Here is an 11,811-nt window from a genome sequence, read left to right as displayed (position 1 = left end):
CATTTTTTACGGTATTTTTAAAGCAATTGGATTTTTAGTCTAATCTCAGGGGAGCCATGATTTATTTGCTATTTTCCCCCATCCACATTAAATAATTATTTTCTTTCCCTTGAGCATATGCCCACTCCGCCACTTTATGTGACCGCTCTTTATCTGTTAAAAAACCGAGCACTGATATCCGATCCACAATAATCAAATCCTGTTCTTCATTACGCTCTTGCCATTTATAAAGAAATTCATGTGAGGCCAATAGATTGCTTTTCTTAGAATTACAGCGGGAATCGGCTAACACAAAGTTATGCCCGGTATCTGATGGATACATTGACCAAGGAATAAAATGGTCTACGGCGTAATTATTCTTTTTCATTTCCTTATTACAGTAAAAGCATCTGCACTCCTGCATCTCTACCAATACTGTAGCAACTGCATTAAGCTGATTTCGGCTCGGCTCAAACATAAATTGCTCAAGGTTTGGTAACTTATTCAAAATCTCGGCATTACTACTATTTCTACGAATATAATCAATCCAGCGCTTCTGACAGAGTTCTTCAATAATTTCACTAAATTGTCGTAAGCAATACATGACTTGCGGTAATAAAATTAATTGCTTCCCTGATTGCTCAAGCCGGTATAGAAACTCAAAGTTTTGTCCATTGATGTTTTGCAGATAACGGACTGGCATGTCTTTTACAGTGCGAGCGACATCTTTAACTAGCTTCAACCACACTAATGAATCTCGTCTTAACAGTCCAAGGGATGAGTAACTCTGACGAAGCCCAATGATTCGATTTACAATCGCTGCTTGCTTACCATTATTTTGATTTAAGATCAGTTGGCCTTCATCATTAAAGGTATATGGCACTGCTTGCTTCCAATATAGCTCGATAAACTTCTCAGCAATATCCGTATATTCGAGTGATAGACTCTCACCTGAATCTTTACCTTTTTCAATAGCTAATCGGCTTAGGCTAATCAGCAACGCAAATTTATAGGTGCTACTAAAACTACCCGACTGTAAAATCAGCTGAATATTTTTTAAGAATTTAAGTTGTTCTTGTGCAGCAGGTATATGCACATTAATCCTCTACTAAATAGATAATATAATTTGAATCATTCATTAAACATAGTCAAAGTATTCACCAAGTTTAATTCACGACAAAGCATGAAATTTGTCTGCTCGAACAACCTTTCAAACACTGGATGCCCTGATAATTGCTGAGTACCACGAAATGGATGATCCCGATATTCTGGCATTACCGGAAACTCTGCATTCCTCACTCTCAGCTCAAAGCTCAATGCATCAAACCAGTCTTTATCAAAGTTCTTGTCTTGAAGTTTAACCAGCTCGTTTGCCGCTACCGGGTACGTCACCCAGAGCTTACGCATCATTCCCTGTTGCTCAACTTCCTTTGTATAGCTATCCGTTTCTGATTCAAGAACAGAAGAAATCATATTCGTGATCTCCCTGATATGCTTTTGAATGTTCTTATAAGCATTCAACTGAGGGTATCCCCTCTGCAGGGCGATTAACTCATTTAGGAACTTCCTTAAAGAATTTTGTGAGAGATTGTCATTGGCAATATCAAACGACTCCTTGTTACCGAAGTTTGAGCGATCTTCCATGATCATAGGCCCACAGATATAGATATTTTCAGGAATCGTCAAAGCATCTTCCTGATCGCTAATGGTGAGTAATCTGGACTTAAGCGAATGATGTTCCCGGCACCATTTCTCGTAGAACTGAAGTTCTTTTAACTCAGGCGTTAATGCAGGTGTGTAAAAACTTCGGTATTTGTTGGTCTTAGTACTATAGGTAGAAGTGAGCTTATTTGCTGAGTAAACTGTTTGAGCCTTCTCTACCACAGCCTTAAGCCTTCCAACCAACTCACCTTCGGTTGCAGTAATCTTATAAAGAACACTATTCACGTCCTTGATGAAATCCCTGATCAAAGAAGCCAGCCCCGGTTTATCACTGGTCTTATCTTTCACCTCACCAATTGGGATCATGGCGATCTGAGTTTTTTTGAAGCCAGCATCCCCAGTGATACGAGTGTATAAAGTCCCACGAATAAGCATGAAAATTGAGAGCATATCCAATGAGCTCTTAACTTTATATTCAAGCTCTGTCTGAGTTTCATCATTAGATACCAAGTAGAAATCTTCTACCAGAATCGTCAGCAAACGATCACGTTCATCGCCGTTGACCCACTCATTTTTCTCTTTATCCAAATATCCACCACGTCCCCGGTAAACAAGCTGGGCGATTTCCATTAAAGAGGCTTCAATTGCGAAACGAGGCATGGCAGCAATGATTGAATCACAGTTCGGGAATGAAATCCCCCTAGCCGCAGTCGAAGTAATCAGTACGACTTGCAATGTCTCTTTGCGATCCAGCAACTCTGTACGGTGGTATCCCATTAACTGGCTATCAAAAATGCCAATCTTAGAGCGTCCAACCACTCCTTCATCGACTAATGCATCTCTGAGTGCGGCCAATGCATTTTTATCCTGAGCAAAGTAGATAACTTGCTTTTTACCATCTTCAAGATTCTTTTGAATAAGCTCGATAGCAGTCTGTTGAGTCCTTTCCCCAGCTTTCTGGCGAAATAGATGAGTCAGGTTCTTATCCAATCCAAAATCATCTGTTTCAGGGACTACGGCGTATTGCTTGAGCATATATTGGATTTTAAGATCACTTGCCGGGTAACAATTCGCCATGATATGGATACTAGAACGAACAGAGTTACCATCATCCAGATCTGCAGTCTGCATCTTGAATGGGAAATTACCCAAAGATGGAGAGATGAACATTTTTGCTGGTAACTGGTCCTGTTTCTTCATGTAATTTTGGATTGCATTCACATTACTAAGGGATGCATCTGCAAGAATCACAGTCACCGTAAATGGAGAATTACCTTGAAACGGTTCAATGAAGTTTTTGGAAAGGAATTTCAGCATCTCATTGATAAAAGTACGTGTACCTGAATCCCCTGTAATTTCATCAAACATCACCACAATGTTAGGGAACTTTTTGGCAAACTCTCTCCGTTCGATTTTGGCCTCTGTCGGCTTCTTATCGATTTTGTATTGGAACATTTTTTCCAGCCCATCCAAACTGGAAGCTGCCACAGTTTTATTTTGGTTTTCCCTTGGGTTTCGTGGTCCAGCTGGTGTGGTGTTATATGGCATGAATGCCTGACTTGCTACAGTCATCGTCAGTTTATTGAGCTCTGGATGGAATACAAGTAATTGCTGGGTCGCTTCCCCTAATGAATCAAACACTCTGGCAAACTTCTTATTGGTTGCCGTAATTTTAGATTCTGAAGTATTGGCATAGCGTCTATTGGCATTTGCATTCTGTTCCAGGTCTTTGAGCTTTCGGTATTCATCTTGTTTGAACAATAGAACACTTGAGCCATGATCTATCTTCATATCTTCAACACCACCCACAATAGCGGCACCACGCGCATTCACCTTACAATCCGTATTGTGAATCTTCGAATAGATTTGCTGTGCCTGTGTCACCACATCACTGTTACTGGTAATCGTAGCTGATATTTTAGATAAATCACTGACCACATCATCGTTAATCAACACTCGTGGACTGGTATAAAAGAAAAAAAAGCCTTCCAAATCTGCCAGCAAAGTCTTAACGCTCGATGTTTTCCCAATCCCCGGCGTACCAGTCAAACAGATGAAATTCACTTGGCCTTGTTTACTTTCCTTCAGTGCCAGTACTACGGCGGATTTATGCAAATCACGTAAGGTGAATGAAGTTTTATTCTCAATTTTTCCCTTACGAATTGTTTTAAACTCAGCCAGCACCATCTCTTTAAGTTTTTGGTTATGGTCTTCGTCATCGACTTGCCGATCTATCAAGTCAAAAACCCACTCTAAAGCCAGTGGCTGGTTAGGATTCACAAAATCCTTAAGCCTTTCGGTAATAGTGAAAGTAAGATCCTGACCGTAGGAAATATCGCTAATATTTTTGGACACGATTTCCGAGATGTTTTTGACAGGTTCATTCACCAGATAATTCAGAATCTCAACTTGCAGTTTCGTACGTTCATCCATATCGTCCAGACTCAGAACGTTATCCTGATACTCCTTGCCCAGCTGATACATAATTTCCAGCTCTGGGGATTTATCTTTATCCGAAAATTCAGCAGAAATGTATTCACTTCCCCGGCTGGTGATCGCCATCACACTCAGACGAATATTTGGCATGTCATCTTGTTCAAACTTCCATTTAAAAGAATCAACAAAAGTGGTTGCATACGAACAGCCTTGCGCCATCTTAAATAGGACTTTTTCCTTACGGACATAGGCTCTCAAGTATTCACGTAGTTTTTTTGAGAACTTAAATGGGATCTCTTGAGCTTCTGCATTCACGTATGAGAAAACACTTTGGGATTCAGAATGTTTGATGTAACGCTTGTACTCTTGCAAATAGGTACAAGAATCCTTGGCGTTGAATTGTTCTGGTTCACCTAAAACGTAAAATAATGAATATTCCTGAACCAGCACATGATAGTTGGATTTGACTTTGATTACCGCCAAGAAATCAGCGCGGCCAAACATGCCCTTACCAAACAATTTGGCATTAGAAACTCCAAATTGCTGATTCCATGATTCAACTGCTTTCTCTTTAAAGGTCGCAATCGCTTCTATTTCTGCTTCAGTCGTATAGTCATCAATCCAAGTCTGGGTTATATCATTTGGCATCGTCAGTGGACACCAGATGCCAGATAAGCTCCAATTTGGTCTTGCATTCGCCGTTTTAGCCCTTGCAATACCATTTGGCTTGATCTTTCTTAGGAACTCCCGAGTATTGGTATAACCATGCCCGAATCCAGTTTTAATCAGTTGCTGAAAATAGCTTTCGATATTTTCATGGATAGCGGCATTAATGACATCGCTATATAGCGCTTCCTTCATTTCCTGAAAGACATCAGCAATCTGTTTACTATTCCATTCTGCTACTACAGGATGGCTGGCTGATAATAGCTTTGCATCAAGCAAAGCCATAATCGAACCACGTTTAACAGCGATCTCATAAACCTCGCCCCAAACTTTGGCTTCATTGTTCACCACGGCGCTTACTCCACATCAGTCGCTAAAATTTCTTCAGCTCCCTCTGGAGACGGCTCGATTAGCTCAATCAAGTCTTCATTCTTCAGAATAACGTATTCTTCGAGCTTGCCGATTAAGGCTGGCAGACTCATGACGACTTCGCCTTTATTTAGACGACTCGACACGATGACTTCACCAAGCTCTTGAATGCCAGTGGTGCCACGAATATGGGAAGGCTCAAGTACCGGAGTGAAGTTTTTGCCAGCTGTAGGACGTTCAGACTCAAAGTAATGCAGACCACGCAATACAGAGCGAATTGATTTCATTTCATTGGAATCATTCACATCAATAATATTACTGTGCAATCTGATTCGCTTATCGTTATGAATCGAATGCTCCTGACTGGTTAGCATATAGAAATACGAACAAATACCATTCTGAGTACGAACACCCACAGTACGTTTAGTCGCAAAGCTATATACGGACAAGGATTGTTTATATTCTTTTTGATTGATGATCGCCGTATGGTACTGATGGTGCGGTACCTCATAGGCACGACTGTTATCACTGGTTTTTAAGCTCAGTGCTGGGATCGTATCAGACTGGAATGGATAGAAATTCATATTCGGGAACAACTGATCAAGTTGATCCAAAGCACTTTCACTTTCATGAATCAAGTTGCTGGTTTCAGTCTTACCGATCTTACGCTGTGCAAAATGGTGTGAAAGCAATACAACATCTTCAAAACCATCTGACTGCAGTTTTTCGATGATACGGTGCATCGCCTTACTTGTTCTCAGATTGTCTTCAGCAACTGGGGCATGACTGACCTTCTGTAGTGATAAGCGACCCTGTTTATCGTTGATACGCTCAAGTGTATAGACGTAGCAGATGTAGCCATAATCTGGTTTAAGCAGTAGCAAATCCTTCTGATGCTGATACTTAAATTCCACATCATTCTCAGGTCGAGAGTTATAGCTAATACAGGCAATTTTGTCCTTAGTGCCCTCAAATGGGATGATGATTTTTGAATATCCTGACAGTGCTTCAATTGCAGCCTGAATACGGTAAGTCACTGTTTTATCCATAGCGAGATTCACCGGGGCACAAACTCGCTCACCATTTTGATTACCATAAGGCATAGGATCTGGTTGATACTTCAGGCCCTGTACCTTCACAATAGCATCATCATTGTTCAGCAACTTCTCAAGGGTATAAGCGGTGGCATACGCTCGTTTACACTCAGGATTAAACCCACCTTTTTGGATCTTTTTTGATTTCCTTTGAAATTGGGCTTTTTCTTCATTCTCATGTTCATCAACTGAGTCAATTCGCATTACAGGTACATATAAGCGCTCTTCAATACCCAGTTGATTTTTTACTTCTTTAATCAGATGTTTAAGGAATAGATGAATCGCAATCGAAAAACATGACATACTGATGATCAAAGCATTTTCTTTTTCATCCAAACATAATTGAGCATGGCCGCCTTTTAAGTCACTCAATCGAAATAGCTTAGATGAATAATGAATCATGACCTTGTACTTAGATAACAGGTTGTCGTAACTCAAACTATCAGGATGATAAAAATGTGGCAGCCCATTGTCGCCTATCTTCTTGTTGGTCGGCACCATCAATACTGGTAAACAAGGAATATTCAGATTACGAGCGACATCAAATTGATCTAGGTCGGTATTAGGATTCTCAATCGGTACCAACGTTCGAATTTTCAGTGTGGAATTAAACTCAATCTCGCTTAGGGCTTTACGAGCATAATCATTCTTTCGAATGATTTCGTCTTGGCTCATTTTCGCCGACTTTTTACGGCTAGCATCCACCATCGAGATGTAGCTGTAAAAGTTCGATTCTTTACCCTTAAATATACTAAAGAACTGTTCCGCATCTTCACCAATTGAACTCTTGAATACATCTAGATTCACAATACTTGGAAGGATGTAGAGTACAGTTTTAAGACTACTATCCTTTTCCATCTCACTAATGATGGAATCCAGATTCGCTTTTAGCGCCGTAGTGATCGTAGACGTGATCGCCTCCATTCGCTCATGCATTTTTTCGGTATTGAGCTTTTCGTCTAAGATACGAGTAAGGTTGAGTCGGATTTTTTGAGGATTCTTGAATGCATCAACCAGTTTATTGAATGCCCCTTCAAAATCTGAAATCTTCATGTCTGCCCCAGATAGGACGAAGTACATCATAATGAGCTGGAACATCTCTACTTGAGCAACGCGATCTGAGCACTCTTTGCTTAATCGTTCTTCAGAAATCGGCTGACCTTTATCATCCACAATATCCTTCAGCAGCAATGCTTTATTGATAGTATGCAGACGAGCTTCATATGCAGTCAGCATGGTATCCGTGTCCGAACGATATCCTTTGCCTGTCTTATAATTGATCCGGAACTTAGAGTTAAAGGAACTTACCTTTTCCTCTTTAACAAACTCACCATTCACCCGAAAGGCATAAGTGACTTCACGTTTTAGAGAGAGCCCTTCCTTATCCTCATGACGACTATCATTTATTTCAATTTTTGGTTTTACCCAAATTGGTAATGCGTCTGTTGCATTTACATAAGCTAGTAATGCATTAAAATCAACTTTACCTACAGCGCCGTAGATAGCACCAAAATCAATGCCATAGTCTTTAATGGCTTCAGTCGTTTCATCATTCCAAGGTGCAATTCGATCACCGAAAATCTCAAAAAAAGCGACTGCTTTACGGATATAAGAAACAGCAGCTTCACGTTTAAATTCATTTCGTTCATTCTGCTCAATGTGATCCGCAATGATCTCCATTATTTTAAAGCAATTTCGGATACGTGCTCGTGGTAGTGCTTTAGTTTCTACAAAATGAAGTAAATTTTGGATGTCGTTATTTTCAACTGAACATTCAGCATCAAGAATTTCCTCCATACGTTCAGCAACCTCTAATGGCATCTTTTCGCCAGCTGAGTAGGACTGTTTCACGATGGCTTTAATAGCATCACGAACTTCTTTCACCCATTTAGGTTTGCTGAGTTCTTCCGTTACAGTAAACAGTCGCAATTCGCCATCTTTTGCTTTTAAGTCGCTTGTATATTGCAAAGAAGCTACTTTAGATTGCCCTTTGACTTGCATAGGATATTGAGAATTTTTGGCAATCACTGGATCAGAATTTTTGAGATCGCCTAAGAATTGGTTGAGAGAATTCAGTGCCATACCTGTCGGAGCATTTTGAAGTACTTGCTGAACAATTTCAGACATCACTTGGTCTAAATCACGATAGGTCTGGGCAGTTTTAGCTTCAGATTCCTTATCAAATAAAGTGCTTATTCTGAGTTTTGAATCTTCAGGTAATAATTGAATATCTTTGATGATGTTATAAATTGGCTTTGAATCGTTTTTAGTCCCGATCTGCTTAAATACTGCAGACACAAAAGCGGTCGCATCAAAATGCAGATTATGAGAAGGCCCATAATAATTGAAGAAATGATCTGATTGATGGTTTTTAAGAGTCCCCACCATGGCTTTTAATAAAGGGGAAAGAATTATTTTAGGTGCGAGTGTACTTAGTTCAGTACTAGAACCATTGTTATTTAATTGCATTAAGTTTTATCCATGACAAAGTTGGCACTAAGAGGTATTTTTATATTTATTAAATATCAAAATCCTCTGTCTGAACTTTGATCATATTTTTTTCAATTAAGAATGTAAATATAAGCCTTATATTAAATTTTTTTCTTCACTCTACACTGACTGTAAAATCAGCTGAATATTCTTTAGAAATTTGAGTTGTTCTTGTGCAGTGGGAATAAAATTAAGCATGTTTTTTCCAAAGCAGATTGAGCCATTCCTCATTACGATCAGGACGCTTATCTACAGTAATCCATTGTTTTAATACAGTAACCCTATCCAACTGATCTAGTAATTCTTTAGCTTGTTCTTCATCTAAATCGGTAAATGCTCTACCATCTTTTACTCGGTCTATTGTGCCGTATTTAAATGACATATAACAAACACCCCCACGGCGTAATGCAGCATGAATACGTTTTAAAACATCAGGGAGTCTATTACGAGCACAATGTAGTAAAGAGGCACATGCCCATACCCCATCATAAACATCGTGCATATCAAGCTCATAAAAACTTTGCTGCTGAACAGCGATACCGGTCAGTTGGCTCGCTCGTTCGACCAATACTTCAGAATAGTCGATAGCATCAACTTGATAGCCTTTATTTTTAAAAGCCAAAGTGTCACGCCCTGAGCCACAGCCTAAATCCAGGATGCGTGCTGAATCTGGCAACTCAGCTAAAAATGGTTGGTATAGGCTTTCCATATCCACATACAACGTGGCTTGTAAAAATTGATCTGCGTATTGGTTGTAATAGTCTATTGTTTTCATATTGGTTGCTTAGGTGCATATTCTTGCCCAATTGGACACTTAATAGTATATCGTACTGGATACAGATTCTTCTTTTAATTGGACACTCTTTGCATCTAAAACGAAATTTAAAAGAAAAAAGTAAAATGATTCCTATGAAAAAAGCGGTTATTGCAGTGAGTTGCTTAAGTATACTTTTGATGGCCTGTTCCTCGCTTCTTAATCCAAGTATTCAGAATTCACTAAAAGAAGTGAGAACATCAAAATTCCTAAAAAATGAAGATAAAACAAAAACCATTGGTGGGATTGATGCAAATAGTAATGGTGTGCGTGATGATATTGAGGGATACATAAAGCTCAAATATGGGAATAACCCTGAATTTGTTAGCGTATATATGCAGTATGCACAAGAATTACGAAGAAAGCTGACTTTGGCTAGTGATGATCGTGAGGTCTATCGTAGAGCGTCACACGAAGTTAGTAGAAAAATGGTTTGTGCTGCGGAAATTGACTATAAAGTTGAGCCTGAAAAAATGTATCGGGACACAATGATCATTTATGCCCTGTCGGTGAATACCAAGCAACGTAAGGCTGAAAGTAATCGTATTAGCTCGTTGGTGAGTGGCATGGTATTCACATTACCAACTGAGGAACACTGCAAAATTAATGAATACGTTTATTAAAGTGTCCAACTTAAAGAAGAATGGGTGTCCAAATACTTATTGATTTTGCACTTAGGCTAAACACTGACCCCAGTCTACTAAAAAACAAAAAAATAAGGGAGCATTTGCTCCCTTATCTTTTTAGTCAAATAAATCTGCTCTTACTTCTTCCAAAGCACGATCTGACTTAAAACGATTACATATCGGGTGAATAATTGCTCCATTTTCTAAAACACCGTAACCACCTTCTGCTTTCGATTCTCGATGATCTACTTCAGTCGATTCAAGGTATAGAGCGCTATCACATACTTCGCAATAGCTCCATGTTTTCCTTTCCTCACGTTGATAAAGATTTCTTTTGGTCGCGAGTGAAAAATTTAGAGGTTTTTTCTTCTTTGTTAGTCTTACTGATTTCACAAAGCTCACAACATCATCCACAATGGTCTCATCATAATCACCACCAAAACGTTCAAGGTAAAAATCATTAAAATTAATATAATCAAATGATTGACTCATCGAAAGAATGACGGTGTTCAAACAAACTTCATCTTCGAAATCTAAATCCATATTGAGTCCAATACAGATAAATGCTTGATAGACGTTTTTCAATCGCTCATGTGATCTGATCCCGCTACCAAACTTACCGACAGTTTCTTTGATCGCCACAGGAATTTTTTCAATTAAACTTTCAACACCACGGCGTGCTCGAGTAAATCCAATAAAATCTATCTTTTTATTCTGTATTTCAAAACAGTCTTCTTGAATTTCACAGACGATAGAGAACCAGGCCAAAAAGGATGTCACTTGAAAACGATTATCTTTATAAAAATATAGTTTTGGGTGTAAGCCCAGACTTGGAATCCGAATACTAATTGCTGGTGTAGCGATACGACACAGCACAACTCTAAGTTTTAGCATTAAATTTTCTACACGCTGACCTTGGTCTATACTCACAGTATTCTGACTAGTATCACCAAACATGATATTCAGGAGTTCATTGACCAAGCCGATTTTTTTACCGTGTGTTAAATCCGGCTCTAAAAGTATTATCTTAAAAAGATGATCATGAATTTGCTCACCCAAAGTAATCACTTCATTTATCCGATCGTAATTCAGTTCAGCCAAGTTGGATTTATTATCGTTTATATAACAACACGCATAAATCACATAAAAAGCATCACTCCCCCTATTCTGTAAATGATATTCTTCATCTGGATCTAATCGCTTCGTATCCGAATTGATTGAACAAAAGGCTTTTCGAGCTTCCTCAGGTGTCCCAATGACTTCAATAAAATTAATTTTGGTTGATTTTAATTTTTGCTGAAACTCAGAATCGTTACATAACTCTTGAAAATCAGCTAATCCACCTAATCGATTACGAATCTGACGAATATCTCGTTTTTGTGGTGCCGTGAATTTTGGGGCTCCTGCTACTTGCTCATCAATAAAGTATCTTTTGATCCAAGCATAGATAATTGAAATCCTGTGCCCACCATCGATGATATAAATATTACCAGCAGCATCTTTCCAATAGCGAACGCATAAATTGACATTACGATCATTCAAACAGTTTATAGCCAAATCCTAAAAACTATAGAACAATAGAGATATGGGATATTCAAAAGATTTTAAAGACAAAGTCATAGAAATTATGATTCGAGATGAAATGTCTGTGCGAAAAGCAGCACAGCATTTTAAC

At 38.9% G+C, this 11,811-nt stretch carries 5 protein-coding genes and 1 pseudogene; 1 reads left to right on the top strand and 5 read right to left on the bottom strand.

The window, feature by feature from the left end:
• Positions 1–61 precede the first annotated feature (61 nt).
• The 4 genes from FTV03_RS11370 to FTV03_RS11355 form a co-directional block, all read right to left on the bottom strand.
• A complete protein-coding gene (locus FTV03_RS11370; RefSeq protein ID WP_121523418.1) occupies positions 62–1,075 on the bottom strand; it encodes an HNH endonuclease in 1,014 nt (337 codons plus the stop codon).
• Positions 1,076–1,110: 35 nt separating this feature from the next.
• Complete coding sequence (locus FTV03_RS11365) at positions 1,111–5,094, bottom strand: hypothetical protein (protein ID WP_180041454.1); 3,984 nt, start codon at positions 5,092–5,094, stop codon at positions 1,111–1,113.
• Between the two features lie 5 nt (positions 5,095–5,099).
• Positions 5,100–8,675, bottom strand: coding sequence for a hypothetical protein (locus FTV03_RS11360; RefSeq protein WP_180041453.1), 3,576 nt, complete (start codon positions 8,673–8,675; stop codon positions 5,100–5,102).
• 211 nt (positions 8,676–8,886) lie between these two features.
• On the bottom strand, positions 8,887–9,471 hold the full coding sequence (locus FTV03_RS11355; protein ID WP_180035929.1) for a class I SAM-dependent methyltransferase: 585 nt from the start codon (positions 9,469–9,471) through the stop codon (positions 8,887–8,889).
• 134 nt (positions 9,472–9,605) lie between these two features.
• Between FTV03_RS11355 and FTV03_RS11350 the strand changes: the two genes are divergently transcribed.
• A complete protein-coding gene (locus FTV03_RS11350; protein ID WP_171406929.1) occupies positions 9,606–10,133 on the top strand; it encodes a hypothetical protein in 528 nt (175 codons plus the stop codon).
• A 120-nt stretch (positions 10,134–10,253) separates the two neighbouring features.
• Here the strand turns inward: FTV03_RS11350 and FTV03_RS11345 are convergent.
• A pseudogene (locus FTV03_RS11345) lies at positions 10,254–11,687 on the bottom strand (HNH endonuclease); the annotation flags it as partial.
• Positions 11,688–11,811 lie beyond the last annotated feature (124 nt).

Origin of the sequence: Acinetobacter sp. YH12218 (genome assembly GCF_013417925.1) — a bacterium.
Taxonomy (GTDB): Bacteria; Pseudomonadota; Gammaproteobacteria; order Pseudomonadales; family Moraxellaceae; genus Acinetobacter; species Acinetobacter amyesii.
This window is presented reverse-complemented; position numbering and strand designations above follow the sequence as displayed.